Source organism: Arthrobacter sp. 10T413_2, from assembly GCF_056394205.1.
In genome coordinates, this window is record NZ_JBFTHK010000012.1 from 30,475 (window position 1) to 55,313 (window position 24,839).

The following is a 24,839-nucleotide window of genomic DNA, read 5'->3' on the forward strand; positions in this document are numbered from 1 at the left end:
GGAATTACAGAAGCTCCGGCGAGACAGAAGCACGAAACCAGAGAGATCAGGCACGAGAAAAACCAGGAAAGAGGACACCGTGAAGAACTTCGGARCCCGGATGGCATTGATGGCGCTGAGCATGGTGACGTGGCGGTCTGTMGCGTCGCGGCTGCGGCCGGGGGACCACCGTGCCGGGGGAGCAGGCCATCCGGAGCGGGGGGATGTGCCCGGCTGGGTGATGATCACCCTTATGTCCGCAGTCCTCGTGGCCGCCCTTCTGGCCCTCGCCGGTCCGGCGCTGGAGGGGCTCTTCAACCAGGCCATGGATAAGGTCGGACAGTAGCAGGTGGCGGCACAGGGCGCGGGGCACGGCACCGGGCTCCGGTCCATCACAGACAGTGAGCGTGGGGCCGCCGTGGTGGACTTCGTGCTGATCGGCGCGCTGCTCACGGTGTTCTTCCTCGCGATCGTCCAGCTCACCTTGGTCCTCCATGTCCGGAACACGCTGATAGACGCCGCCGCCTCGGGGGCCAGATACGGCACGCTGGCGGACCGCAACTCCGGGGATGCCCGGGACCGGACGGTCCAGCTGATCAAGGCGGCGCTGAACCCCGATTTCGCCCGGGACGTGGCCACCAGCGAGTCCACGTACCAGGGMATCCGCACGCTGGAAGTCACTGTCCGTGCGCCCTTGCCGGTCATCGGCTTTATCGGTCCACKGGCGCTCTTGGAGGTGAAGGGCCATGCGGCCATCCAGCCTTAACCGCGCAGCGCCCCGTCCAGTCCGGGTCGTCCCTCTTGCCGGGGGCGACGGCGCCTCCCCGGATCTCAGCGCCGCGCCGGAACAGGGGAGTGCCGTGATCGAGTTCGTTTTCCTGTCCATGCTGCTGATGGTGCCCCTCGTGTACTTCATCATCACTGTGGGCCAGATCCAGGGCGGCACGTTCGCTGTGGTTGGCGCCGCGGACCAGGCCGCCAAGGTCTATGTCGCCCAGCCGGACGCGGCAAGCGGGCGGGCCGCTGCCGAGCAGGCCGTGCTGCTGGCGCTCGCCGACTACGGGCAGCCGGCGGAAAACGCCAGCATCGACACACGCTGCGAGCCCGCGGACTGTCTGGCTCCCGGCTCGGCGGTGACGGTCACCGTCCACCTCGCCGTGCCGCTGCCCTTTGTGCCCTTCAACGATGCGCTTCATCTCAACGCGAGCCAGCTCAGCGCCTCGGCAACCCAACTGGTGGGAAGATTCCAGTGAAAATCCACGTCGGTCCATTCCAGCAACCAACAAGAAGCCCGTCTCGAACGCAGGAGGGCCAGGTGCTGGTGCTGAGCATCGGGTTCGTCGTGATTGCGCTGCTTGTCGCGACCGTCGTCATTGCCGCGTCCAGCGTGTACCTCGAACACAAGAAACTGCTCTCCCTCGCGGACGGCGCCTCGGTGGCCGCAGCGGACAGCTTCACGCTCGGGCAGCTCGGCAACACCGGCGGCACGCCATCCGCCGTCCTGAGCGGTACCAGGGTGCGTAGCGCCGCCGTCGACTATCTGAGTCGCAACGGCGCCTTCGGCCGCGTCAGCGGCCTCAGTGTGGCGCCGTCCACGGGCAGCCCGGATGGTGCCACCGCCGTCGTGGTGCTCAGCGCTGCCGTCCACCCGCCGGTAGTGAATTTCCTGGTGCCCGACGGCATCCGGATCGAGGCGACGTCGACGGCGCGGTCCCGCCTCAGCCGCTGACCTGCCAACCCGCCTCAGCCGCTGACCCGCATCCCCAACATCCCGGTTGCCCTATCAGTAGATGCTGCCAACCGGGGCTGATAGCAGCCCCAAGTGACAGGGCATCCGGGGTGGGGAAGGGGGCATCCCGGAGGGTCAGGGGGCTAGGACACATAGCGTAGGCTTAAAAAACCATGGCAAACATTGATTTTCCCGCTGAAATCCGCGCGCTGCGGGCCACCTATGCGTCCATCGAGAACGTCTCTAACGTCGAGGCGCTCAAGGAAGACATCGCCGAGCTCAGCGAGCGGGCCGGTGAACCCAACCTGTGGGACGACCCCGCCGCGGCGCAGGTCATCACCTCGAAGCTCTCGCACAAGCAGTCCKAGCTCGAGCGCCTCAACAAGCTGGCGGCCCGGATCGACGACCTCGAGGTCCTCGTGGAGCTCGGCCAGGACGAGGAAGACGCCGACTCCATGGCCGACGCCGCCGCGGAGCTGGAAGCGGTCCGCAAGGCGCTGGGCGAGCTCGAAGTGGTCACGCYGCTCTCCGGCGAGTTCGACGAKCGCGAAGCCGTTGTGACCATCCGGGCCGGCGCGGGCGGCGTGGACGCGGCGGACTTCGCCGAAATGCTGCTGCGCATGTACCTGCGCTGGGCCGAACGCCACGGCTACCCGACCACCATCATGGACACCTCCTACGCCGAAGAAGCCGGGCTTAAGTCCGCGACGTTCGAGGTTAAGGCGCCCTACGCCTACGGCACGCTCAGCGTCGAGGCCGGTACCCACCGCCTGGTCCGGATCAGCCCGTTCGACAACCAGGGCCGCCGCCAGACCTCCTTCGCCGCAGTGGAAGTGATCCCGCTGATCGAGCAGACGGACTCCATCGACATCCCCGACAACGAGATCCGTGTGGACGTGTTCCGGTCCTCCGGCCCCGGCGGCCAGTCGGTCAACACCACCGACTCCGCCGTGCGCCTGACCCACATCCCCACCGGGACCGTGGTGTCCATGCAGAACGAGAAATCGCAGCTGCAGAACCGCGCGGCCGCCCTGCGGGTGCTGCAGTCCCGCCTGCTGCTGCTGAAGAAGGAGCAGGAGGACGCCGAGAAGAAGGCATTCGCCGGCGACGTCAAAGCCTCGTGGGGCGACCAGATGCGCTCCTACGTCCTGAACCCGTACCAGATGGTCAAGGACCTGCGCACCGAGCACGAGGTCGGCAACACCTCGGCGGTGTTCGACGGCGAAATCGACGACTTCATCGACGCCGGGATCCGCTGGCGGACCGACAACCGCAACGCCGAGAAGTAGGCCCCGTACCCCGGCCGGTCGCCTCGACTGGGAGGTCGCTGACAATCGTGCGACACGCCCCGCCGCTCCGGCCGATCCGCCGTTACCCGTGCGTATAGTCGAGGGGCCGGAGCTCTACTTCCCCCAAACGAAAGCCCTTGCGCCGGCAGCAGAACCGGGCCCCCGCGGCCATGTCCTGCAGGGTACTAAGGGCCATGATCCGTTTCGAAAATGTCACCAAGGTCTATGACCAGAAGGCGCGGCCGGCGCTGGATTCKATCAACCTTGAGATCGACCGCGGCGAATTCGCCTTCCTCGTCGGGGCCTCCGGCTCCGGCAAGTCGACCTTCCTGCGCCTGGTCCTCAAAGAGGACCGCGCCTCCTCCGGGGCCGTGTACGTCGCCGGCCAGAACGTCGCCAACATCTCCAGCTGGCGCGTGCCGCGCCTGCKCCGCGGCATCGGCGTCGTCTTCCAGGACTTCCGCCTGCTGCCGCAAAAGACAGTCTTCGCCAACGTCGCCTTTGCGAWGCAGGTMATCGGCAAGAGCCGCAGCGTMATCCGCGACACCGTCCCCGAGGTCCTTAAGACCGTGGGCCTGGAAGGCAAGGAAAACCGGCTCCCGCACGAACTCTCCGGCGGTGAGCAGCAGCGMGTGGCRATTGCCCGCGCCGTCGTGAACCGGCCCGGCATCCTGCTGGCCGACGAACCCACCGGCAACCTGGACCCCACCACTTCCATGGGCATCATGGGCGTGCTGGACAAGATCAACCAGAACGGCACCACCGTGGTGATGGCCACGCACGAMGACGACATCGTMAACGAGATGCGCAAACGGGTCGTGGAACTCAAGAACGGCGTCGTGATCCGCGACGAGGCCAGGGCCCTGTACACGTCCATGATTCCGGTGGTGGGCCAGTCGCGCCGCCTGCGCGACGCCAGCGGCCGGGACGAGCCGCCCGCTGCGTCCCCCCGTGCGGAAACACGCGCCGAAGCGCGCGGGCTCCGCCCCGCAGGGGAGGGCCAGGCGTGAGGCTTGCATTCGTCCTGAGCGAGATCGGCAGCGGCCTGCGCCGCAACCTGTCCATGGTGATCTCCGTCATCCTGGTGACCTTCGTGTCCCTGACCTTCGTCGGCGCCGCCGGCATGCTCCAGCTGCAGATCAACCAGATGAAGGGCTACTGGTACKACAAAGTTCAGGTGGCCATCTTCCTGTGCAGTGACGGTTCGACGGCGCCCGGCTGCGCCACCGGGCCGGCCACCCCGGAGCAGGAAGACAACCTGCGCAAGCTCCTGCAGTCGCCCGCGGTCGCCCAGTACGTCAACGACTWCCAGTACGAGTCCAAAGACGATGCCTACAAGCACTTCAAGGAGCAGTTCTCCAATTCCCCGATCGTCGACTCCGTGACCCCGGACCAGCTTCCGGCCTCGTTCCGGATCAACATGAAGGACCCGGAGAAGTACGAGATCATCAGCGAGACCTTTTCTTCGCAGGCCGGTGTGGAGACCGTGATCGACCAACGTCAGCTGCTGGAGCGCCTGTTCTCGGCCATGAACGCGGCGTCCMTCGTGGCGGTGAGCATCKCCGGCGTCATGATCATTTGCGCCATTCTGCTGATTGCGACCACCATCCGGCTMTCCGCGTTCAGCCGACGCCGCGAGACGGGCATCATGCGGCTGGTGGGAGCGTCCAAGATGGTGATCCAGCTGCCGTTCATCCTCGAAGGCGTCATCGCAGCGGTGATCGGCGCGGCCCTGGCCTCCGGCACCCTGTGKGCCGTGGCCCACTTCTTCCTCGGCGAGGTCCTKTCCAAGCAGTACCMGGACACCGCCTTCATCTCGCCGGGGCAGACCCTGATGCTGGCACCTGCCCTGATTGGCCTGGGCGTCGTCCTGGCCGGAATTTCCTCCTTGCTGACCCTCCGCCGGTATTTGCGGGTCTAGCTTTGCGCAACGAAAAGGGAATGMTTATGACACCGATGGCCCCCCGCCCCCTCCGGCACCCCCTCCGGCTTCGCCTGGTGGGACGCCGCAGCCGGATGATCAGCGCCACCCTGGCCTTGGTCCTCGCGGGAAGCCTGGGCGCCTCGGCGCMGGTGGCATTTGCGGACAACCTGGACGACCAGCAGGCCGCACTGAAGGATCAGGCGGCGCAGGTCCAGGACTCCCTGGAGTTCGTGGATGCCAGGATCGCCCAGGCCGCGGCAGACCTGGTCCTGTACCAGGGCCAGCTCCCCGCCGCCCAGCAGGCCCTCGTGGACGCCCAGGGCCGGGTAGCCGGAGCGGTCCAGGAGGTTGAGGCCCTCGCTGCCCGCGTGGACCTCGCGCAGCAGAACAAGGCTAAAATCACCGCGCAGCTCKAGAGCGACAAGCAGAAGATCGCCGACACCCGGAAGCTGATCGGGCAGATCGCCACGCAGGCGTACAAGTCCGGCGGCGTCCCGTCCAACCTGTCGTTGTTCTTCGGCTCGAACCAGGGCGGCAGCCTGACCGACACCATCGACCTCGCGGACCAGGCTCTGCGCAGCCAGAACTCCGCGATGGACAAGCTCACGCAGCAGAGTGCCACGAACGTCAACGCGCAGGCCCGGCTGGCAGCGGTCGAGGCCGAGATCACGGACCTTAAGGCCAAGGCCGACGCCGCGCTGGCACGGGAGAAGGCCGCGCGGGACGAGGCCGAAGCCAAGAAGGCGCAGGTGGACAAGCTCATCGCCGATACCACCAGGATCGACGCCGAACTCCAGGCTGCCAAGCCCGGCATCCAGAACCAGCTGGCCCAGGTCAAGGCCCAGCAGGACGCCGTCGCCGCCGATATCGCCKAACGCGACCGGAAACTGCGTGAGGCCTGGGAAGCCGAGCAGCGCCGCATCGCCGAGGCCGCGGCCGCGGCCGMCCGTGCGCAGGGACAGGCGGTCCAGCCCTACGTTCCGGTCCAGGGACCGCCGTCGGCCTTCGGCCTCCGGCACCCGTTCTCTTCCAACATCCCCATCACGTCCGGATTCGGCTGGCGCGCGACGCCGCCTGGCACCATCGACTTCTACGGCACCGGCGGCTATATGCACACCGGAATCGACTTCGGCGCCACGTGCGGCACCCCCGTTTACGCCGCGGCGGCCGGCACCGTCTTCTCGGCTGGCTGGGGCAACGACGGAGGCGGCAACCGGGTGAAGATTTCCCACGGCGTCATCCAGGGCAACTCGCTGACCACGATCTACTACCACAACACCTCTGTGACGGTCTCGGTCGGCMAGCACGTTGAACAGGGGCAGCTGATCGCCTACTCGGGAACCACCGGCAACTCCACCGGGTGCCACGCGCACTTCGAGACCTGGCTCAACGGCCGGGCCGTGGACCCCATGACCCTGCTGTAGCCCGTCCCGGGCCATCCGCTGCAGCGGCCGCCCTGCCGTAAACTGGAAAGGTTCCGCGCCACCTGGCCGGAGTGAATCACCACCACAACCAAGGAGTCCTACCGTGCCCAAAGAAAGTGGCCGTAAGGTAGTGGCCACCAACCGCAAGGCCCGGCACGACTACCACATCCTTGATACCTACGAGGCCGGCATCTCGCTGATGGGCACTGAAGTAAAGTCCCTACGCGAAGGCCATGCCTCGATGGTTGACGGCTTCTGCACGTTCTATAACGATGAGCTGTGGATGGAGGGCATCCACATCCCCGAATACCACCAGGGGAGCTGGACCAACCACGCCGCACGCCGCCGCCGCAAGCTGMTGCTGCACCGCGAGGAGCTCACGAAGATCTCGCACAAGATCCGGGAATCGGGTTTCACGATCGTGCCGCTGCAGTTGTATTTCGTGGACGGCCGCGCGAAGGTGGAAATCGGCGTCGCCCGCGGTAAGAAGGAATACGACAAGCGCCAGACGCTGCGCGAACAGCAGGACAAGCGAGAGGCCCAGCGGGTCATGCGCGAACGCAACCGGCGCTAGCGGGCGATCTACCGTCTGGCTGGCGGGCCCCTGGAACGTTGCCGGGAATGTTTCCCAGGGGTCGTGCGTTATGATTGATTGTCCGGGAAGGAACGAAGCAGGACCGCGAAGCGGTTCAGCATCAGGCCAGTCCGGTTTGATAAAAAAATACGGGGATGATCGGTTTCGACGATGTTAGTCGCGACAGGTGAAGCGGGCCGAGGATGCAGAATTATCTCGTAAACGCTGTCTGCAAACCAATAAGTGCCGAATCAAAACGCACTGACTTCGCTCTCGCTGCCTAAGCAGTAAGACAGTCCGTCAGCCCGAGGTTGCTATTGCCCCGGATCCTGGCGTCATTTAGATAGCCACTGCTGTTTACCTCCGTCATCGGGGTAAACGGGACTCTTAGATGACTGGGCCCGGATCAGCCAGCTGTTTGCAGCATGGCTGGGGCCGAGAAAATCCAACGCAAACTGCGCCCGGAGAAGCCCTGACAACACGACATCGGACGGGGGTTCAATTCCCCCCATCTCCACAAGCATCACCCCGAAAAAGGCGGGGGAAKCGTCCTGTGACGCTTCCCCCGCCTTTTTGCTGTCCGAAAAATTGTCGCCCCACGGCTGTMCGGCGAGCCGTGGCCGGCGGCAAGCCTCACGTGCCGAGGATCTTGGCCTTCTGGGCAAAGAACTCTTCGTCCGTGAGAATCCCTTGTTCCCGCAGGGCCCCGAGCTCCTTGAGCTGCTGGATGGCTTCGTMCGTGATGGCCCCTGAGGCCGCCGGGGGCGGGGCCGGTTGCTGGTACTCGGGCGGCGGCTCCTGCTGCGCCATCTGCGCATCGTAGGCCTCTTGCTGCTTGGCCGCGGTCGCGGCATCCTTCTCGGCAAACTTGTTAGCCTGGCGGCGCTGGACGCGGCCACTGACGGCAGATGCCGTCCCGGCAACCACGGCCGTCCGGGCCATTCCCCTAAGAAGTCCCATAATTGTTCTCCTCTCACATTTCTTCTGCGTCAGGGCCTATGCGTCGGCTGCCGGCGTCGCAGCGTCGCGGGCCTCGAGGGCGTCGAGCRCATCCATGACGTCCGGCGCGGGGATCCGTGTACTCCCGACGAGCTCGCCACCGCTTTCGCGAACGGCCGCCACGAACGGTGCTGCCCATATGTTCTCGTAGACAATCAGCGCGGCGACCGTCCCCGGGAGAAGCGCGGCCGACGCCTCCGCGATATCGTCGTCGCCCAGAAGMCCTGTCTGTGCGCCCTCGAAGTAGGAGAACCCCGCCGCCGGCCCGCCCGGGTCGGTAAGTTCGAGCACTTCCACAGTGCCGTCCTCGTTCTTCATCACGACGAGGAGATCGAAGAGGCGGATCACGCCCTGCTCGACKAGTTTGACGAGTTCCTCACTGGCCCGTCCCGTCAGTCCCGTCATGGGGAACTCGAGGAGTACGAAGTYGACCGGCCCGTGGGCCTCGGTCTCCGGTGTGGTTGTCACTGGCATTCCTCCGGTCTGGTTCGAGCGCGCTGTCCGGCGCGCTGGTCTCAGTCTGGACGTCGGCTGCCGGGGCGTCACCACCCGCATCGGGTGAGATGCGGAAGGCCGGAAGCAACAGCCTCCGGCCTTCCGCATTGTTCAGCGCTTCTTGATGTGCGCCACCGGGTCAGTGTGGGCGTCGACGATATGCTTCGCCTTCTTCTCGGCCCGTTTTTMTTTGATCGTCTTAACCGACTTTTTCGACACGCTCTGGTGCGGCGTCTTGTCAGGCATGGTGCTCTCCCTCACGGCAGGGGCCCGGAGTAGCCCCTCTTTCTAAGCTACGCCTCGGGAACCTCGGCGTCCACGATGCCTGCGAAGCGGCTGCCGACGCMGTCGTACACGCTGCGCACGAGCCCGGGCCCCAGGACCGGGATGTCACGGGCCTCATGGTGGGCGCAACAGACGTAGGTGAAGTCCGGCCACCACTTCTTGGGCCGGGCCGCTTCGGAGAACCCGCAGACCGCGCACGTGAGCTGGACCCAGACCGGGCGCTTGCCGGTCCGGTTCGCTTTGGACTGGAGCAGCCACGCCGGGGGATTGTCCAGCAGCTCGCCGAGCTCAGCCTCGGACAGGCGGGACGGGATGCCGTGACGGTGCGCCATCTCCAGGGGAATGTCGAGGATCTGGGCTGCTTCACGTCGGGTAACCATCCTTCAACGATACGGGAACGACGGCGGCCACCAGCCACCGAAAGGGCCCGGTGTTAGGCTCGACACACCACCGGCGGTCGCGGTCCAGGCCCGGCGGCGAGGAAGGCGGCAGCCGTGTCCCAACAGCAGCGCGTTCTCTACGTCGCCATCGTGGCGTCCTTCATGGCCTTCCTGGACGGGTCCGTCGTCAATCTCGCTCTCCCGGCCATCAGCAGGGACCTCGGCGGCGGCCTGGTCGTCCAGCAGTGGGTGGTGGATGCCTACCTGCTGACGTTGGGGGCGTTGATCCTGGTGGCCGGTTCKCTGTCGGACCAGTTCGGCCGCGTCCGGGTGCTGCAGTGGGGCCTKGCGGGGTTTACCGCCACGTCCGTCCTGTGCGGCTTCGCTTGGAGCGCCGAGGTGCTCATCCTCGCCCGCGGACTGCAAGGCATCGCCGGTGCGCTCCTGGTGCCGAGCTCGCTCGCCCTGATCGTCACGGTCTTCACCGGTCCGGCGCAAGCTTTGGCGATCGGCCGGTGGTCCGCCTGGACCAGCGGCGCGATCGTTGCCGCGCCTGTCTTAGGCGGCCTTTCGGTCGATGTGCTCACCTGGCGTGTCATTTTCTTCATCAATGTGGTTCCGGCCATCGCCGTGTGGCCGGTGCTCCGGCGCCTTAGAGGACTTGACCACGGGCGGATTCCCGGCAGCCGGATCGATCTGCTCGGAACCGTCATGGCGGTGATAGGGCTGGGCGGTACGGTGTACGCCCTCATTGAATCCGGCAGCAAGGGCTGGGCTGCTCCGCAGGTTTGGGTGCCGCTGGCTGCCGGGGTGCTTGGCCTGGCCGCGTTCCTTGTGCACGAGGCAAGGACCCCGTACCCGATGATGCCGCTGCGGCTCTTCGCCGTGCGTAATTTTGGCTGGGGMAATCTCGCAACAACGGCCATATACGGCGCGCTCTCGCTCGGCTTCTTTGTGTTGGGCCTCTACCTCCAGCAGGTGGCGGGCCTGGGCGCCACGGCCGCCGGGTTCGCCCTGCTGCCGCCGAYGCTGATGCTCCTGCTGCTGTCCTCACGGGTGGGCGCTCTGGCCGGACGCTTCGGTCCCCGCTGGTTCATGGCGGGAGGACCTCTGCTCTGCKCCGCCGGCTTCGTCCTGATGACGGGCGTGGAGATTCCGCTGGACTATGCCGGCCAGATCCTGGCCGGATTGCTGGTCTTCGGCCTCGGCCTGTCGCTCACCGTCGCACCGCTKACAGCAGCCATCCTGGGCGCCGTCGGGCCGGAAGAGGCCGGGATCGGCTCCGCCGTGAACAACGCGGTGGCCCGCATCGCGGGCCTGCTGACCATCGCGTTCGCCGGCGTCATCACGGGACCGGCAGTCACGACGGCGGCCCTGCAGCGAACCATGGCCGTGACAGCGGCGCTGTTCCTGGCCGGCGCGCTGATTTCCGCCGTCGGGATCCGGAACCCGCCCGTGACAGACGGGCAGCCGGCTTAGCGCTCCGGGACGCGGCAGCCCGCGTGCTCGGCGTCGCTGTGGACCCACAGTGCCGAGGCGACTTCCTCGGCGAAATCGAATTCACGGGGCGCCGCGGCGGAACCGATCCGGACCACGAGCGGGCCGCCGAACGGCCTCCGGCCCACAACCTCCACTTCGGCGTCGAGGTCGATGTCCTCGGCGGCGAGGTAGCGCAGGAGTTCCGGGTTTTCGTCGCTGATCCGGGTGATGCGGCCGGTGTGGCCGTCGTCGAGTTCGCTCAGCCGGAAGGCGGCGGGCATCAGCACGGTGCCGTCCGCGGCCGGGATGGGATCGCCGTGCGGGTCCCGGGAAGGGTTGCCCAGTTTCGCCGCCATCCGGTCAATGAAGGTGTCGGAAACGGCATGTTCGAGGAGCTCGGCTTCGTCGTGGACCTCGTCCCAGYGGTACCCGAGTTCCTGGACGAGGAACGTCTCGATCAGCCGGTGCCGCCGGACCATGGACAGGGCCAGCCGGACCCCGTCGCTGGTGAGGGTGACCGCGCTGTACGGCTTGTGGTCTACGAGGCCTTGATCCTTGAGCTTGCGGACCATCTCCGACACCGAGGAATTGGCGACCCCCAGGCGCTGCGCCAGCTGCGTGGAGGTGATGGGCTTCTGCTGCCATTCGGTGAACGAGTAGATGACCTTGACGTAGTCCTCTATCGAGGAGGAGGGCGTACTGGTCTTCACAAACCCAAGCCTACCGTCAGCTGCGGGCGGAGAACGTGAGCCAGAGCAGGACCAGGTTGAGTGCGACGACGAGCACCACGCTGATGATGGCGGCGATCCGGAGGGCCAGGCCGTCGGMAAACCTGCCCATCAGCGCCTTGTTGCTGGTCAGGACCACCAGAGGGACCAGGACAAAGGGAATCCCGAAGCTGAGGACCACCTGGCTCAGGATGAGTGCCCACGTGSGGTCGAAGCCGACCGCCAGCAGGACGACGGCCGGAATCAGGGTGACCACACGCCGGGCCATGACAGGAATCCGGATTTTGAGCAGGCCCTGCATGATGGTTMCGCCGGCATAGCAGCCCACCGRGGTGGATGCCAGGCCCGATGCGAGGAGCCCGACCGCGAAGACCACACCGACGACGGGGCCCAGGTTGGCGGAGATTGCGGCGTGCGCGCCTTGGATGGTGTCCGTGCCCTCCTCGCCGCMGAGAGTGGAGGCGGCCAKAAKAAGCATCCCGATGTTGACGATGCCGGCGATGGCCAGCGCGGCCACGACGTCGAACCGCGTGGCCCGGACCAGGCGGGCGACGGCCGACGGCGGGACATGCTGGTGCTCGTCGGGCCGGTGCCGGTCCCGGGACAGGGCCGAGTGGACGTAGATGGCGTGCGGCATGACGGTGGCGCCGAGCATGCTGGCAGCCAGCAGGACAGTGTCCGGGCCCTGGAAGCCGGGAATCAACCCGGCCAAGGCGGCCCTCGGATCGGGCGGGCTGATGATCAGCCCGGCCAGGAAGCCGATKGTGATGATKCCGAGCAGGAACATGATGATGAATTCGAACGGCCGCTGCTTCTCCCGGGCCTGGACAGCGAGCAGGAGCATCGACACCGCGCCGACAATCAGGGCGCCCAGGGGGAGTGGGAGGCCAAACAGCAGGTACAGCGCGATTGCGCCGCCCACCACCTMGGCGAGGTCGGTGGCGGCGGCCACGATTTCGGCCTGCAGCCAGAAGGCGCGGCGCCAGAACGGCTTGAGCCGCTCGCCCAGGATCTCCGGCAGGCTCTTGCCGGTGACAACCCCGAGCTTGGCGGACTGGTACTGGACCAGGACGGCCATGATGTTGGCGACCACCAGGACCCACACCAGCAGGTAGCCGTACTTCGCGCCGGCGGTCAGGTTGGCGGCCACGTTTCCGGGGTCGACGTAGGCGATCGATGCCACGAACGCCGGGCCCAGCAGGCCGATCAGCGCCTTGTGGGCACCCGGATGCTTGTAGGTGCGGGCGCCCTGCGGCGGTTGTTCGTGTCCCTTTACGTCCAACACTGACAGCTCCCGTGATTGGCGCGTCCTCGTTGACGCGGTGGCCGGCGACGGCGGGAAAATGGCCGGCGTCAAAGTTTTGCCTGCCTACAAGAAATTATTAGGCATACCGAAACAATAAGCCCCGATGGCCTTCCCCTGCAATCCGGCCCGGGGTCAGGCCCGGATGGCACGCCACGTCTGCGTCAGGTAGGGCAGCCGGAGGATCTCGCCGGGGGCATGGCCCAGGTGCTCGTTCAGGTACCAGTCGAGGTTGKCCATGACCTTGGCCCGGGTGGCCTCCGACGCTGCGAGATAGTAGCTGCGGGACTTCGCCAGCTCCTTGATGTCCTCCCCGGTGACAGAGTCTTCCCAGCGGGTCAGATGGCTCTCCAACGCGGTGAACTCGGGGCCCACGGGCGGGCGGAAGTGCGGTTTGTGGACATCCCCGGCGTGCATGATGCGGGAGAGCCGGTGTACCCACGGCACGGCGGTGTCCAGCTGGTTCCAGACCAGGCCCAGGACGCCGTGCGGCCGCAGGATCCGGGCGATCTCGCTGCTGGCCAGGCKGGGATCGCACCAGTGCCACGCCTGGGCGACAGTGACAAGATCAAAGGCTCCCGACTCAAGGCCCGAGTCCTCCGCGGTACCCTCGACGGCGATAACCTCCGGCAGGGCCCGGCGCAGCTGCTCGAGCATGTCGGCGGAGGGGTCCACAGCCACCGTGTGCAGCCCCCGTGCGGCCAGGAGTGCGGTGAACTTGCCGGTGCCGGCCCCAATGTCCGCGGCATCCCTGGCCCCCGCCGGGATCAGCCAGTCGGCCGATTCCTGCGGATAGCCCGGGCGGACGCGGTCGTAGTGCTCTCCGCCGTCCTGGAAGCTTTGTCCGAGTTCCTGGCGCCGCTGACTGTGCAGCTTGGGCCCGGCGTGCAGTTTGGGTCTGCCGTGCATTTTGGGCACGCTGTGCAACGTGCGATCTCCTTCGGGGAAGGTCCTGCTGGTTCAGGTACCTTTCGAATTTACCGCACCGGCGCAGTGCCTGATCCCCAGCGCCCAGTCAGTAGTGCCTGGGCAGCAGTGCCCAGGCCAAGCAGTGCCTAGTCCAGGGTGCACGGCGCGGCGCCGGCAGTGCCCGGCGTGTTCGGCGCCCAGTGCGGGTAGCTGCGGGTGTCATTGGCCGGCACCCAGCGGCCGGCATCCACCACGTAATCCCAGCCAAGCCCTGTTTGCCGCAGTTGCCGCAGGCCGGCCAGCAGGCGCTCGGCATCCTCCAGCCGGGAGCCCAGGCCAAAGCTGGCCCGCAGGGAGCCGGCGGGCAGGCCKAGCCGCTTGAGCAGCGGGTGGGCACAGAAGCGGCCGTCGCGCAGGCCGATCCCGTGTTCGGCCGACAGGTAGGCGGCCACCAGTCCGGCGTCGTAGCCCGCCACGGAGAAGTTCACGACGCCGATGGTGCCTGCGCCCGGCTGACCGTCGGCAAGCGACGAGTCGGCAGACGACGAGTCGGCGAAGATCTGGTGCACGGTCACGCCCTCGATGCGCTGGAGGCCCTCGACCAGGAAGGACCGGATGGCGTCCTCGTGGGCGTACCACTGTGCCGGGTCCAGCTMTGCGATCACCTGGGTGGCGCGGGCCAGCGCGGCCGCACCCAGGACGTTCGGTGAGCCGCCCTCGTGCYGGGCCGGTCCGGTGGTCCAGCTGACGGAGTCGAGCCGGGCGTCGCGGACAGCGCCGCCGCCGGCCAGGTGCGGGGTGCCGGCGTCGAGCCAGTCCGTGCGCCCCACCAGTACGCCGGTACCGAACGGGGCGTAGAGCTTGTGACCCGAGAAGGCGAGGTAGTCGACGTCGTCCGCGGCGATATCGATCCGCCGGTGCGGCGCCAGCTGCGCTGCGTCGACGACGATCCTGGCACCGTACTCGTGCGCCAGCGCGGCAAGGGCGCGGATTGGCAGGATCTCGCCGGTGACGTTGGAGGCGCCGGTAACGGCCAGCAGGCTCACGCCGCCGCGGGCGAGCTCGTCCCGCAAGCGGTCGATGGTGGCCGCGAGGGTGGGTGCGGCCACGACGCTGCGGTGCGGGACGTTCTGCCAGGGCAGGAGGTTCGCGTGGTGTTCGATGTCGAGGTAGATGACCTCGCCCGCGGGCCGGCCGTCCCGCAGCGGCAGGCACCCGGCCAGCAGGTTCAGGGAATCGGTGGTGTTGCGGGTGAAGATCACGGAATCGTCCGGCCGGCCGCCCACGAAGTCCCGCACGATGTCCCGGGCGTTMTCGTAGACCGAGGTGCTGATCTGGGAGGCGTAGCCGGCGCCGCGGTGGACGCTGGCGTAGTACGGCAGGATTTCGTTCAAGTAGGCCGAGACCACGGACAGGGCCGGGGCGGAGGCGCCGTAATCKAGGTTGGCGTAGCGGGCGTGGCCGCCCTTGATCAGCGGGGACTGGATCTCGGCGCCCGTGACGGCGGCGAGCGGACGTGCGGCGGCGGCAAACCGTGCGTCGACTTCGGGGGCGGCGGGGAAAATGGCAGTTGTCATGGGACCTCACTCGAACAGGACCCCACATCGTGGGAATCCGCGCTTGCCGGGTCCGTTCCGGACCGGCCAGGTCGTCACCCGGGGCACCCCACCGCGACTGGAGGGTTGCCGGCCAGCAAACCGGGGTTTAGCGCTGGCACTCGTGACCTGCATCGAGCGTAGGACATCGGTGCAGCCGGGGAAAAGGCGGCCTCCGAATGTGAAGCGTTTTGTTACGTGCGCGCCGMAAAGCGCACGTCGACCGAACAAACGACGGCGGCGGCCCCGGAATGGGGGCCGCCGCCGTCGTTTGTTCGGTTGTTGTGAAAGGTCAGATGATCCTAGAGGAGGTCGTCGAGTCCTGGGTTGAGCCGCTTGAGCACTTCCGAGTGGAGGATCGAGTTGGTGGCCAGGGCGTTGCCRCCGAAGGGGCCGTCCTCGCCCTCGAGCGAGGTGAAGCGGCCGCCGGCTTCGGTGACGATCGGCACGAGGGCGGCCATGTCGTAGAGGTTCAGTTCGGGTTCGCAGGCGATGTCMACCGCACCCTCAGCCACGAGGCAGTAGGACCAGAAATCGCCATAGGCGCGGGTGCGCCACACTTCCTCGGTGAGGCCCAGGAACTCGTCCAGGTTTCCGCGTTCCTTCCAGCCGCCGAGGCTGGAGTAGGACAGCGACGCGTCCTCGAGCTTGGAAACGTTGGACACCTTCAGCCGGGTGGCGGAGGCCAGGGAGCGGCCGGTGTAGGCGCCCGCGCCCTTGGCCGCCCACCAGCGCTTGCCCAGGGCCGGCGCGCTGACGACGCCGACCACCGGTTCGCCCTCGTCAACGAGGGCGATCAGGGTGGCCCAGACCGGGACGCCGCGGACGAAGTTCTTGGTGCCGTCGATCGGGTCAATGATCCAGCGCCGGGAGCCGTGGCCCGAGCTGCCGAATTCCTCGCCCAGGACCGCGTCGCGCGGCCGGGAGCGGGAGAGCTGGCCGCGGATGGCTTCTTMGGCGGACTTGTCGGCGTCGGTGACCGGGGTGAGGTCGGGCTTCGTCTCGATCCGAAGGTCCAGCGCCTTGAATCGGCTCATGGTCTGGGAATCGACGGAATCTGCCAGGACATGGGCAAGGCGCAGGTCATCGTTGTAGCTCGAATCGGTTTGGCTCATGGTTCCAAACTACCGTCTAAGCGGGCGGGCCGCCGGGAGGCCGCGGTGCTGCGCCGCGGGCCGGTGAGGGGCCGCATCAGGACACAGTGCCKAGTTCCTTGGTGTCCTGCGCTTCCATCCGCGGGTCCGTGCCCAGCAGCCGGCGCAGGGAGGCCAGCCGTGCCGGCCCGGAGGGTCCCGCATGCCCGGCCGCAACCCATGCATCGACGCCGCAGTTGACGGCGGTGGAGTCGTGCTTGCAGCCGCGTTCGCAATCGTCCGTGCCCGGCTCCAGGTCCGGGAAGGACCTCAGGATCCGGTCCGGATCCACGTGGGCCAGCCCGAAGGACCGGATGCCGGGGGTATCGATGATCCAGCTGCCSGCCGGGGCATCGTTGACTTTGAGCGCCAGYGCGGAGGAAGAGGTATGGCGGCCGCGGCCGGTCACCGCGTTGACGCCTCCGGTGGCACGTTCGGCCCCGGTCAGGGCGTTGACCATGGTGGATTTGCCGACGCCGGAATGGCCCAGCATGACGGTGACCTTGCCGTCGAGGTAGCCGCGGAGCTGGGAGACGGCGTCCTTATCGAGCCGGGCGGAAAGGCCGTCGTCGGAGCGGGCGTCGATGCCTKATGCGGCGGAGTCCGCCGTCTTGGAGATGATGACGGGGAAGTMGAGGTGCGTGTAATTGGACAGCAGCTCGGCGGGATCCTTGACATCGGCCTTGGTGACGAGCAGCAGCGGCTCAATGCCGGCGTCGTACGCGGCCACGAGCGCGCGGTCGATGAAACCGGTCCGGGGCTCGGGATTGGCCGCCGCCACCACCACCACGAGCTGGTCGGCGTTGGCCACAACGGCCCGTTCGATCGGGTCGGTGTCATCGGCACTGCGGCGCAGCAGCGTCTTGCGGTCCAGGATCTTCACCAGCCGCGCCAGGGTGTCAGGTTCACCGGTGACGTCCCCGACGAGGGAGACGAAGTCGCCGGCCACCACGGGATTGCGGCGCAGTTCCCGGGCCCGCGCCGCGATGATCTTGCGTTCCCCGGGGGTGCCTTCGCCGACGACGGCGGTGTAGCGGCCGCGGTCAACGGTGATGATGCGGCCCGTGACGGCGTCGTCGTAGCTGGGCCGGTCCTTGGTGCGGGGCCGGGAGCCCTTCTTGTTCGGACGGATCCGGACGTCGGACTCGTCCCAGGAATCAGTGCTGCGTGCCACCGGCGGCGTCCTCGTCTGCGGTGGGTCCCTGCGCCAGCATGGCTTCCCAGAGCCGTGGGAAGTCGGGCATGGTCTTGGCCGTGGTCGCGATGTCCTCGACCTCGACGCCTGGCACGGCCAGGCCGAGGATGGCGCCGGCCGTGGCCATGCGGTGGTCCGCGTAGCTGTGCACGACGCCGCCGTGCAGCTTGGCGGGCCGGATGATGAGTCCATCCGTTGTTTCCTCGGCATCGCCGCCGAGGCGGGTGATCTCGGCGACGAGGGCGGCGAGCCGGTCTGTTTCGTGACCGCGGAGGTGGGCGATGCCGCTCAGCCGGGAGGGGCCAGTGGCGAGGGCGCAGAGCGCGGCGACGGTGGGGGCGAGTTCGCTGGTTTCGTCGAAGTCGCCGCCCTTGATTTCGCGTCCGCCGGTGACGGTCAGGGTGCCGGCGTCGAGCGTCACGGTCGCGCCCATGGCGGCCAGGATGCCGCGCCAGAGGTCACCGACCTGCGTGGTCCCGGCGGGCCAGTTGGGGATCCGCACGGTGCCGCCGGTGGCGAGGGCAGCCGCGAGGAACGGGCCGGCGTTGGAGAGGTCCTGCTCGATCCGCTGGTCGAACGCGCGGATCGGGCCGGGGGAGACCACCCAGTGGTTCGGTACCGAGTCATCGACCGTGACGCCCACGCCGCGCAGCACGGACACCGTCATGTTGATGTGGTCCAGGCTCGGCACGGGCCTGCCTGCGTCTTCCCGGMTTTGGTGTTCCAGATGGAGCCCCTCGGTGAAGCGGGCGCCGGCCAGGAGCAGGGCGGAGACGAACTGGGACGATGCACTGGMGTCGATGACGAGGTGGCCGCCRCGCACTGCACCCGTGCCGTGCACGGTGAAGGGCAGCGACGACGCCGGACCGCCGTCGGGCGCGCTGACCGCCACGCCCAAGCCGGCCAGTGCCGCGATGATGGTGCCCATCGGCCGTTTGYGGGCGTGCGGGTCGCCGTCGAAATGTGACTCTCCGCGGCGTAGCGCGGCCACTGGCGGCACAAAGCGCATGACGGTGCCGGCCAGGCCGCAGTCGATCGCAGTGTCCGCCGCGGCGGCGTCCAGGCTGATCGGGATGATTTCCAGGTCGGGGCCGAACGCGCCGTCGCCGGGAACTTCCGTCACGGTGGCCCCCAGTTGCCGCAGGGCCGCAATCATCAGCGCTGAATCCCGGGAGTGCAGGGGGGCCCGCAGGCGGGAMGGCCCGTCCGCGAGGGCCGCGAGCACGAGGTACCGGTTGGTCAGGGACTTGGAACCCGGAACGGTGACGGTGGCGTCGACCGGCCGTGCCGCGAACGGCGCGGGCCAAGGCGGAGCGGCGACGGCAGCATGGCGGCCGGCTGAGCGGGACTGGGCGGCTGCGGAGGGGGTGGTGCCAGTCATTACCGTCTTAGGCCCCGGCCTTGTGGTCKACGGCCTTGCGGACCACTTTGTCGGCCTTCTTCAGCCGCTTGTTGGTGGTCTTTTTGGCATCKGCCGCGAAGTGGCTCGCGTTCTTCTTCGCGTCCGCAGCGAAGGTGCCGGCGCGCCACGCCAGGCTGGGCTTGCCGGCGGTGTCGACGGCAGCGAGCAGCGCGCCGCCGGTCAGGGAAACGTTTTTCAGGAGCTGCTTGCGGCGGGCGTCGCGGGCTTCCTTTGAGGAGATGTCCGCGCTGCGCCATTCCACGTAGCTGTTGAGGGCCGAAATGACGGCCAAGACGGTGGCTGCCAGCCGGGCGGACTTGCCGAGGGCGAAGCAGACGCCGGCGCCGACCTGGGCTCCGCCAATCGCTCGCGCCAGGACCTTCTCGTTGACCTGGAACGGCAGTGCGTCGGCAGTGCGCCGGAGCAGGGGAGACAGCTGTGCCGCAGTGTCATCCGCATTCTTGAGCTTGTGCACGCCGGCGAGGACGAAACTGGAGGCGAGCATGGGCCGGGCGAGAAAGCGGACAATCGACATGAATTTCCTCCTGGATGGACGAACTGCGGATTCACTGCGGRAGAACCGGTTCTAGTCTTGCACTTTTGCGGAATATTTGCCTGCCGGACGTGGTTGTGAAAGGCAGGTTTAAGCACGGCTCAGGAAGGCGGAGATTTGACGCAAGTGTTGGACAGAACGGAACTGGAAGCCGGTTCCGGGCAGCCGTGGACCGTCGCGCTTCCGGGAGTTCCGGGTGCCCGGCGGAAGGTGACAGTAGACTTGGACGCAATGAGCACCATGGACCCGGCCGTTACGGCCATGCACGAGGTTGCCGGAAACGACGCCACGCCCACCCCCACACCTGATGCCAGTGCGGCCGCCGCCCTGGAAACCGAGGTGGACGGCAAGCCGCTGGACGTCTCCACCGAGTCCGCGGAAGAGCGCCGGGCGCGCTTTGAACGCGACGCCATGCAGTACGTGGACCAGTTGTATTCCGCGGCCATGAGGATGGCCCGGAATCCCTCGGACGCCGAGGACCTGGTCCAGGAGGCGTACACGAAGGCGTTCTCGGCCTTCCACCAGTACAAGCCCGGTACCAACCTGAAAGCCTGGCTGTACCGCATCCTCACCAACACCTACATCAACCTGTACCGGAAGCGTCAGCGCGAGCCGCTGCAGTCGAATTCGGACACGATCGAGGACTGGCAGTTGGCCCGGGCAGAGTCACATACGTCCTCGGGACTGCGTTCGGCGGAAGCCGAGGCGCTMGACCACCTGCMCGATTCCGATGTGAAGCGCGCCCTCCAGTCGATTCCCGAGGAATTCCGGCTGGCCGTGTACTTCGCCGACGTCGAGGGYTTCGCGTACAAGGAAATTTCRGACATCATGAACACCCCCATCGGGACCGTCATGTCCCGGCTGCACCGCGGCCGGAAGATGCTGCGGGACATGCTTGCGGACTATGCCGCCGAGCGGGGATTCAGGGCCGCCACCGAGTCAACCAGCGCGGCCGACAGCAACAAACAGGAGAACAGGAAATGAGCGACTGCCAGGGACTGGGCGATTGCGACGACGCCCGGATGCAACGTATCTATGAATATCTGGATGGTGCGCTCACGCATAAAGACATCGCAGAGATCAAGGACCACCTGGACAGTTGCCCGGAGTGCCTGGAGCAGTACGACCTCGAATGTGTCATCCGCGTGATGGTCAAGCGTTCGTGCACCGAAGCGGCTCCGGAGAACCTCAAGAACTCCATCCTGGACCGGATCCACTCCATCCGGACTGTGGAAGCCTAAGCCGCACAGCGAGAGACCCCAAAGCGAAAGACCCCGGAACCGTGAGGTTTCCGGGGTCTTTCACTTAAAGCAGTCAATCCTAGCCGTGGCTTAGGTGTTGGGGCGCTTACCGTGGTTCGCGCCGCCACGCTTACGGTCACGACGTTTACGTGCACGCTTGCTCATAGCTGGCCTCCTTAATCTTGGTACTCAAAAGAGCTGCCCTCAAGTCTCCCACATCACGGCACCCGCCGCGAACCGGCGGCCCCGCACGGGACCTCGGCGACCGAGCTCAGTCCTCGAGTGAGTTGCGGATCGAGATCCGGGCCTGGTCCAGCACTGTCCTGACGGTTTCGAGCGTGACGGCGGTGACGGGGCGGCTCCCGGCGTGGCGCCGCAGTTCCACCCGCATGTCGTCGCGGAAGGCCTGGACGAGCAGTTCGGCCTCCTTCAGCCGCCGTTCCCCCTCCGGGGAGTACCGCGTGCCCGCGACGCCGGCCGAGCCCGTCCCGGCGGCCGTCCCCGCGGCGCGGGCCGAGGTGCGCGCCGCCTCCGCGGTTGCCGCGAGATCGGCCCGGAGGCCGCGCATGTTGACGCGGATGTCCTGGCGCAGGTTGTCGGCGAGCCGGCGGACCGAGGCCGAGATGTCGTTTTCGACGCCGGCGAGCTCGTCCCGGCGGCTGTTCAGTTCCCTGAGCCCTGCCGGGGTGATGCTGTAGTTGGTGCGGCGGCCTTCCGTGTGGGTCGCCACAAGCCCTTCCTCCTCGAGCTTGCCCAGGCGCGGGTAGATGGTCCCGGCGCTGGGGGAGTAGGTGCCGCCGAACCGCTCGCTGAGGGCCTTGATGAGCTCGTAGCCGTGCTTGGGTCCTGATTCGAGCAGGGCGAGCAGGTACAGCCGCWGGGCCCCGTGGGCGAAGACGGGAGGCATCAGAGCACCGTTTCGGTGTCCGCAGTGGGGTGGCCGTGGAAAATCGATGTCTTTCCCGAGACCGAGTTGGTCCGAACCAGCATCAGCTTGGCGTCCGGGCCCGCAATGGTCTGCACCGTGCCGTTGGGCTGGGAATACCGCAGGTCGTTAATGACCACTGCTCCGCTGGCGGATTTGGCGATGATGTCCACGCCGACGTCGTGCGGCAGCCGGATGGTGACGTCACCGGAGACCGAATTGGCGCCGAAATCCTGGGTGAAGCCGTGGAGGTCGAAGCTCAGGTCGCCGCTGACGGTATTCGCGCGGATGTGGCTGAAATGGCCCGAGGCCGTTACCTCGCCGGAGACGCTCTTAGCGGTCAGGACGCCGCGGTGGTTGCGGGCGATCACTTCGCCGCTGACCGTATTGACGGAGAGGTCCCCGGACGTGCCGTCGGCCAGAACGGACCCCGAGACTGTGTTGAGCCGGGCGTGGCCGCTGGTCCCGGAGACCATGCCGTCGCCGCTGACCGTTCCGGCCTCCACCTCGACGCCGGCGGGCAGGGCGATGCTGATGACCACCGAGTTGCTGCTGTGGTTGTTGACTGTCCCCATGAGGTTTTTGAACCAGCCCTGCGGGCCGTGGAGCTGGTGGCGGACTTCCAGGCGGCCGTCGATGACGGAGATGGTGAGCGGATCGCCGGTGATTTCGGAGACTTCGATCCTGGCCACGTCTTCGTCATGGGTGACGATATCGAAGCGGCCGCGGACGATGCCGAGCTTGAGCGAGCGGACGCCGTCGACGTCGATGGTCTGCGGGCCTGTCACGGTCCACGTGTTCTCTGACATGGTTCCTCCGGAAAATGCGAAAAGCGGCTGGACAACTAACGATATATCGCGACTATGAAGTCACKATATATCGCGCTTTCCGGCGGGTCAAGATATATCGCGAAATTCCCGGGAGAGCCGGCCGGCCGCGGGCTGGCCGGGCTACTCCGGCGCCTCGATGCCGAGCCATTGGAACCAGCCGCGGTGCAGCACCAGCCACGCCATGAGGCCGTAGCCTGCCTGGCCGGGCGTGCCGCCGTTGGCTGCGAGGTCCTGGCGCCATTGTTCGTGGTTCAGGAGCGGCGAGAAGGTATCCACGTAGAGGTGCTTGCGGCGCGTGGTGACGTCGGCGAACGCCGTGTTGRGTTCGCCGAGCCGGCGGTTCTGCGCGGGGTCGAGGGTGGGCGGCGGCCCCACGACGAAGACCTCGATCTTGTTCTGCGAGGCGGAGTCCAGGATGTTGGCGAGGTTCAGCCGGCTGCGGGCCGTGGACAGGCCGAATTCGATGTCGCGCCCGGATAGGCCGATTACCAGGCGGTTTTCGTGGTGGTTGCCGAAGCGGCGGCCCGCCTCCTCGAGCCAGCGCGCGGCAATTCCCTCGGTGCCCTCTTCCGGGCACGGCAGGGGGTAGCACTCCAGGGCGACGCTGTCCTGCGGCGTCCGGGCCAGCACCCGGCCCAACCAGCCCAGAGCCCGCGGATCACCGAGCCCGGCCAACAGCTCGTCCCCAACGGCTGCGATCCGCAGCTTCCGATCTTCCACGACTACCTCTTCACTTCAACGCTGTCCATCAAGCTGACCACTAACAGTCCATTAAACAGAGCTGCCCGGCCGGAGTGTTGTGTTTCAGTCTCCGGCCGGGCAGCAATGACGCTATTTACGCGCGAATGCCTGCTTGAGCAGGGTGTCCTGCTCGGCCGCGTGGCGCTTCATCGACCCTGCGGCGGTGGAAGCCGAGGCGGGGCGCGAAATGAGGCGGACCCTGCGGTCCAGGGCGTCCGGCAGGTTCAGGCCGATGAACGGCCACGGACCCTGGTTCGCGGGTTCGTCCTGGGCCCAGACCACTTCGGCGTTGGGGTACTTGGCCAGCTCCGCGGCGATCTCGGCGGCCGGCAGCGGGTAAAGCTGCTCGACGCGCACGATTGCCGTGGTCTTGTTCTCGGTCTTCTGCCGGGTGGACAGCAGATCGTAGTACAGGCGCCCGGAGACCAGCAGGACGCGTTCGACAGCGTCCGCCTGCAGCTGCTCGTGCTCCGGGATGACCGGACGGAACGAGCCGGTGGTGAAGTCCTCCACGGAGGATGCCGCCGMCTTGAGGCGCAGGAGCTGCTTCGGCGTGAAGATGATCAGCGGCTTGCGCGGCCTGCTGTATGCCTGGCGGCGCAGCAAGTGGAAGTGGGAGGCCGACGTCGTGGGGTTGGCCACGATCATGTTCTCTTCGGCACACAGCTGCAGGAAACGCTCGATCCGGGCGGAGGAGTGGTCCGGGCCCTGGCCCTCGTAGCCGTGCGGCAGCATGAGCACGAGCGAGGACCGCTGGCCCCACTTCTGCTCGGCGGAGGAAATGAACTCATCGATGATGGTCTKCGCGCCGTTGACGAAGTCACCGAACTGCGCCTCCCACAGCACCAGGGCGTCGGGGCGCTCCACGGAGTAGCCGTATTCGAAGCCCATGGCGGCGTATTCGGAGAGCAGGGAGTCGTAGATCCACAGCTTGGCCTGGTCCTCGGACAGGTGGGCCAGGGGCAGCCACTCGTCGCCGTTGGCGCGGTCGTGGAAGACGGCGTGACGCTGCACGAAGGTGCCGCGGCGCGAGTCCTGGCCGGCGAGCCGGACCGGGACGCCTTCCATGATGAGCGAGCCGAACGCGGCGAGCTCGCCGAAGCCCCAGTMGATGCCGCCTTCACGGGACATGGCTTCGCGCTTCTCCAGCAGCTGCTTGAGCTTGGMGTGGACGGTGAAGCCCCCGGGGATCTCGGTGTGGGCCTTGCCGATGCGGGCCAGGGTCTGCGCGGAGATCGCGGTGGACGTCGGGGTGCTGACGCCGGAATCGGACTGCTGGGCCATGGGGCGTTCGAGATCGGACACCGCGGCGGAATCGGCCGTGATGATCKGGATCGGGGACGTCTGGGCGGCGTGGGTTTCCGCGAAGACGCGTTCCAGGCGTTCCTGGTAGTCGCGCAGCAGCTGCTCGKCTTCTTCCTCGGTGATGTCACCGCGGCCGATCAGCGATTCGGTGTACAGCTTGCGGACCGAACGCTTGGCTTCGATCAGGTTGTACATCAGCGGCTGGGTCATCGAGGGGTCGTCGCCCTCGTTGTGGCCGCGGCGGCGGTAGCACACCATGTCGATGACAACGTCCTTGTGGAAGCGCTGGCGGAACTCGTAGGCGAGCTGGCCGATGCGGACAACGGCTTCGGGGTCATCGCCGTTCACGTGGAACACCGGCGCCTGGATCATCTTGGCGACGTCCGTGGAGTAGGTGGAGGACCGCGAGGACGACGGGGCGG

The 24,839-nt window shown here is 67.1% G+C and carries 29 protein-coding genes, 1 other RNA gene and 1 riboswitch; of the genes, 13 read left to right on the forward strand and 17 right to left on the reverse strand.

Going from position 1 to position 24,839, the window contains the following annotated elements; translation table 11 throughout:
• Nucleotides 1-79: 79 nt before the first annotated feature.
• From AC1DBQ_RS03895 to ssrA, 10 genes are all read left to right on the forward strand, one after another.
• Nucleotides 80-325 (forward strand): hypothetical protein, encoded by a 246-nt coding sequence (locus AC1DBQ_RS03895; protein WP_476927255.1) that lies wholly within the window; start codon nucleotides 80-82, stop codon nucleotides 323-325.
• 3 nt (nucleotides 326-328) lie between these two features.
• The gene (locus AC1DBQ_RS03900) at nucleotides 329-745 is read left to right on the forward strand and encodes a TadE family protein (RefSeq protein WP_476927256.1); all 417 of its coding nucleotides are present in this window, start codon (nucleotides 329-331) and stop codon (nucleotides 743-745) included.
• 94 nt (nucleotides 746-839) lie between these two features.
• Nucleotides 840-1,232, forward strand: a complete 393-nt coding sequence (locus tag AC1DBQ_RS03905; RefSeq protein WP_476927257.1) for a hypothetical protein — start codon at nucleotides 840-842, stop codon at nucleotides 1,230-1,232.
• 62 nt (nucleotides 1,233-1,294) lie between these two features.
• A complete protein-coding gene (locus tag AC1DBQ_RS03910) occupies nucleotides 1,295-1,708 on the forward strand; it encodes a pilus assembly protein TadG-related protein (RefSeq protein ID WP_476927258.1) in 414 nt (137 codons plus the stop codon).
• Nucleotides 1,709-1,881: 173 nt separating this feature from the next.
• Complete coding sequence (prfB, locus tag AC1DBQ_RS03915) at nucleotides 1,882-2,997, forward strand: peptide chain release factor 2 (RefSeq protein ID WP_476927259.1); 1,116 nt, start codon at nucleotides 1,882-1,884, stop codon at nucleotides 2,995-2,997.
• A gap of 194 nt (nucleotides 2,998-3,191) precedes the next feature.
• A complete protein-coding gene (gene ftsE, locus AC1DBQ_RS03920; RefSeq protein WP_476927260.1) occupies nucleotides 3,192-4,007 on the forward strand; it encodes a cell division ATP-binding protein FtsE in 816 nt (271 codons plus the stop codon).
• Nucleotides 4,004-4,918 (forward strand): permease-like cell division protein FtsX, encoded by a 915-nt coding sequence (ftsX, locus tag AC1DBQ_RS03925; protein WP_476927261.1) that lies wholly within the window; start codon nucleotides 4,004-4,006, stop codon nucleotides 4,916-4,918. Before ftsE ends, ftsX begins: the two co-directional genes overlap by 4 nt.
• Nucleotides 4,919-4,944: 26 nt before the next feature.
• Nucleotides 4,945-6,345 carry a M23 family metallopeptidase gene (locus tag AC1DBQ_RS03930; protein WP_476927262.1) on the forward strand — a complete coding sequence of 467 codons (1,401 nt, stop codon included), beginning with the start codon at nucleotides 4,945-4,947 and terminating at the stop codon, nucleotides 6,343-6,345.
• 103 nt (nucleotides 6,346-6,448) lie between these two features.
• Nucleotides 6,449-6,919: an SsrA-binding protein SmpB gene (gene smpB / locus AC1DBQ_RS03935; RefSeq protein ID WP_476927263.1), complete on the forward strand. Its 471-nt coding sequence runs from the start codon at nucleotides 6,449-6,451 to the stop codon at nucleotides 6,917-6,919.
• Nucleotides 6,920-7,070: 151 nt separating this feature from the next.
• Nucleotides 7,071-7,439, forward strand: a transfer-messenger RNA (tmRNA) gene (ssrA, locus tag AC1DBQ_RS03940).
• A gap of 113 nt (nucleotides 7,440-7,552) precedes the next feature.
• Here the strand turns inward: ssrA and AC1DBQ_RS03945 are convergent.
• The 4 genes from AC1DBQ_RS03945 to AC1DBQ_RS03960 all read right to left on the reverse strand — a co-directional run bounded on the left by AC1DBQ_RS03945 (nucleotide 7,553) and on the right by AC1DBQ_RS03960 (nucleotide 9,078).
• Nucleotides 7,553-7,879 (reverse strand): SHOCT domain-containing protein, encoded by a 327-nt coding sequence (locus AC1DBQ_RS03945; protein WP_476927264.1) that lies wholly within the window; start codon nucleotides 7,877-7,879, stop codon nucleotides 7,553-7,555.
• A 36-nt stretch (nucleotides 7,880-7,915) separates the two neighbouring features.
• Nucleotides 7,916-8,386 (reverse strand): DUF6325 family protein, encoded by a 471-nt coding sequence (locus AC1DBQ_RS03950; RefSeq protein ID WP_476927265.1) that lies wholly within the window; start codon nucleotides 8,384-8,386, stop codon nucleotides 7,916-7,918.
• 138 nt (nucleotides 8,387-8,524) lie between these two features.
• Nucleotides 8,525-8,659 (reverse strand): hypothetical protein, encoded by a 135-nt coding sequence (locus tag AC1DBQ_RS03955; protein ID WP_476927266.1) that lies wholly within the window; start codon nucleotides 8,657-8,659, stop codon nucleotides 8,525-8,527.
• A 47-nt stretch (nucleotides 8,660-8,706) separates the two neighbouring features.
• Nucleotides 8,707-9,078 carry a hypothetical protein gene (locus AC1DBQ_RS03960; RefSeq protein WP_476927267.1) on the reverse strand — a complete coding sequence of 124 codons (372 nt, stop codon included), beginning with the start codon at nucleotides 9,076-9,078 and terminating at the stop codon, nucleotides 8,707-8,709.
• Nucleotides 9,079-9,240: 162 nt separating this feature from the next.
• On the opposite strand from AC1DBQ_RS03960, the gene AC1DBQ_RS03965 reads away from it, so the two are divergent.
• Nucleotides 9,241-10,557 (forward strand): MFS transporter, encoded by a 1,317-nt coding sequence (locus tag AC1DBQ_RS03965; protein ID WP_476927281.1) that lies wholly within the window; start codon nucleotides 9,241-9,243, stop codon nucleotides 10,555-10,557.
• On the opposite strand, the gene AC1DBQ_RS03970 is transcribed toward AC1DBQ_RS03965, so the two are convergent.
• From AC1DBQ_RS03970 to AC1DBQ_RS04005, 8 genes are all read right to left on the reverse strand, one after another.
• Nucleotides 10,554-11,267, reverse strand: a complete 714-nt coding sequence (locus AC1DBQ_RS03970; RefSeq protein WP_476927268.1) for a metal-dependent transcriptional regulator — start codon at nucleotides 11,265-11,267, stop codon at nucleotides 10,554-10,556. The genes AC1DBQ_RS03965 and AC1DBQ_RS03970 overlap by 4 nt on opposite strands.
• Before the next feature lie 16 nt (nucleotides 11,268-11,283).
• A complete protein-coding gene (locus AC1DBQ_RS03975) occupies nucleotides 11,284-12,570 on the reverse strand; it encodes an Nramp family divalent metal transporter (protein WP_476927269.1) in 1,287 nt (428 codons plus the stop codon).
• A gap of 153 nt (nucleotides 12,571-12,723) precedes the next feature.
• Nucleotides 12,724-13,497, reverse strand: a complete 774-nt coding sequence (locus AC1DBQ_RS03980; RefSeq protein WP_476927270.1) for a class I SAM-dependent methyltransferase — start codon at nucleotides 13,495-13,497, stop codon at nucleotides 12,724-12,726.
• A 146-nt stretch (nucleotides 13,498-13,643) separates the two neighbouring features.
• On the reverse strand, nucleotides 13,644-15,074 hold the full coding sequence (locus AC1DBQ_RS03985; RefSeq protein ID WP_476927271.1) for an aminotransferase class V-fold PLP-dependent enzyme: 1,431 nt from the start codon (nucleotides 15,072-15,074) through the stop codon (nucleotides 13,644-13,646).
• Nucleotides 15,075-15,108: 34 nt separating this feature from the next.
• Nucleotides 15,109-15,222, reverse strand: a riboswitch (SAM riboswitch).
• 172 nt (nucleotides 15,223-15,394) lie between these two features.
• Complete coding sequence (hisN, locus tag AC1DBQ_RS03990) at nucleotides 15,395-16,207, reverse strand: histidinol-phosphatase (RefSeq protein WP_476927272.1); 813 nt, start codon at nucleotides 16,205-16,207, stop codon at nucleotides 15,395-15,397.
• 76 nt (nucleotides 16,208-16,283) lie between these two features.
• On the reverse strand, nucleotides 16,284-17,399 hold the full coding sequence (gene rsgA, locus AC1DBQ_RS03995; protein WP_476927273.1) for a ribosome small subunit-dependent GTPase A: 1,116 nt from the start codon (nucleotides 17,397-17,399) through the stop codon (nucleotides 16,284-16,286).
• Nucleotides 17,383-18,801 (reverse strand): 3-phosphoshikimate 1-carboxyvinyltransferase, encoded by a 1,419-nt coding sequence (gene aroA, locus AC1DBQ_RS04000; protein ID WP_476927274.1) that lies wholly within the window; start codon nucleotides 18,799-18,801, stop codon nucleotides 17,383-17,385. The genes rsgA and aroA overlap by 17 nt, the downstream gene beginning before the upstream one ends.
• Before the next feature lie 7 nt (nucleotides 18,802-18,808).
• Complete coding sequence (locus AC1DBQ_RS04005; protein WP_476927275.1) at nucleotides 18,809-19,357, reverse strand: DoxX family protein; 549 nt, start codon at nucleotides 19,355-19,357, stop codon at nucleotides 18,809-18,811.
• A 249-nt stretch (nucleotides 19,358-19,606) separates the two neighbouring features.
• Between AC1DBQ_RS04005 and AC1DBQ_RS04010 the strand changes: the two genes are divergently transcribed.
• Together AC1DBQ_RS04010 and rsrA are read left to right on the forward strand one after the other, a co-directional pair.
• Nucleotides 19,607-20,359 (forward strand): sigma-70 family RNA polymerase sigma factor, encoded by a 753-nt coding sequence (locus tag AC1DBQ_RS04010; protein ID WP_476927276.1) that lies wholly within the window; start codon nucleotides 19,607-19,609, stop codon nucleotides 20,357-20,359.
• The gene (gene rsrA, locus AC1DBQ_RS04015; RefSeq protein WP_116766878.1) at nucleotides 20,356-20,616 is read left to right on the forward strand and encodes a mycothiol system anti-sigma-R factor; all 261 of its coding nucleotides are present in this window, start codon (nucleotides 20,356-20,358) and stop codon (nucleotides 20,614-20,616) included. The genes AC1DBQ_RS04010 and rsrA overlap by 4 nt, the downstream gene beginning before the upstream one ends.
• A 90-nt stretch (nucleotides 20,617-20,706) precedes the next feature.
• Here rsrA and AC1DBQ_RS04020 read toward each other — a convergent pair whose 3' ends face one another.
• The 5 genes from AC1DBQ_RS04020 to AC1DBQ_RS04040 all read right to left on the reverse strand — a co-directional run.
• Nucleotides 20,707-20,781 carry a 50S ribosomal protein bL37 gene (locus AC1DBQ_RS04020; protein WP_369299106.1) on the reverse strand — a complete coding sequence of 25 codons (75 nt, stop codon included), beginning with the start codon at nucleotides 20,779-20,781 and terminating at the stop codon, nucleotides 20,707-20,709.
• Nucleotides 20,782-20,887: 106 nt separating this feature from the next.
• Nucleotides 20,888-21,523, reverse strand: a complete 636-nt coding sequence (locus AC1DBQ_RS04025; protein WP_476927277.1) for a PadR family transcriptional regulator — start codon at nucleotides 21,521-21,523, stop codon at nucleotides 20,888-20,890.
• Nucleotides 21,523-22,350 carry a DUF4097 family beta strand repeat-containing protein gene (locus AC1DBQ_RS04030; RefSeq protein WP_476927278.1) on the reverse strand — a complete coding sequence of 276 codons (828 nt, stop codon included), beginning with the start codon at nucleotides 22,348-22,350 and terminating at the stop codon, nucleotides 21,523-21,525. Before AC1DBQ_RS04030 ends, AC1DBQ_RS04025 begins: the two co-directional genes overlap by 1 nt.
• 141 nt (nucleotides 22,351-22,491) lie before the next feature.
• Nucleotides 22,492-23,091: a GDSL-type esterase/lipase family protein gene (locus tag AC1DBQ_RS04035; protein ID WP_476927279.1), complete on the reverse strand. Its 600-nt coding sequence runs from the start codon at nucleotides 23,089-23,091 to the stop codon at nucleotides 22,492-22,494.
• A 111-nt stretch (nucleotides 23,092-23,202) separates the two neighbouring features.
• Nucleotides 23,203-24,839: multifunctional oxoglutarate decarboxylase/oxoglutarate dehydrogenase thiamine pyrophosphate-binding subunit/dihydrolipoyllysine-residue succinyltransferase subunit (locus tag AC1DBQ_RS04040; RefSeq protein WP_476927280.1), on the reverse strand; the 1,637-nt coding region annotated here is incomplete at its 5' end.